Annotated in this window: 2 tRNA genes; both read right to left on the reverse strand. The window is 51.1% G+C overall.

Annotated features, from left to right (window positions below):
* Nucleotides 1-59: 59 nt before the first annotated feature.
* Nucleotides 60-135, reverse strand: a tRNA-Ala gene (locus tag EKN83_RS23275).
* A gap of 36 nt (nt 136-171) precedes the next feature.
* A tRNA-Ile gene (locus EKN83_RS23280) sits at nt 172-248 on the reverse strand.
* Between the last annotated feature and the right edge of the window lie 20 nt (nt 249-268).

Consider the following 268-nt stretch of genomic DNA (forward strand, 5'->3'; position numbering starts at 1 on the left):
ACTTCGCAGTGCACCTTTTCAGGTTCACTCTGAAGTTTTCTTGTGTTCGCAGTAAAAGATGGTGGAGCTATGCGGGATCGAACCGCAGACCTCCTGCGTGCAAAGCAGGCGCTCTCCCAGCTGAGCTATAGCCCCATCGTTGATAACCTCTTCAAATTTGCTTCGCAAATTTGGTAGGCCTGAGTGGACTTGAACCACCGACCTCACCCTTATCAGGGGTGCGCTCTAACCACCTGAGCTACAAGCCTGTAGAGGTTTTTACTGCTGT

Origin of the sequence: Enterobacter sp. WCHEn090032 (assembly GCF_003986875.1) — a bacterium.
In the GTDB taxonomy this organism is placed as follows: domain Bacteria; phylum Pseudomonadota; class Gammaproteobacteria; order Enterobacterales; family Enterobacteriaceae; genus Enterobacter; species Enterobacter sichuanensis.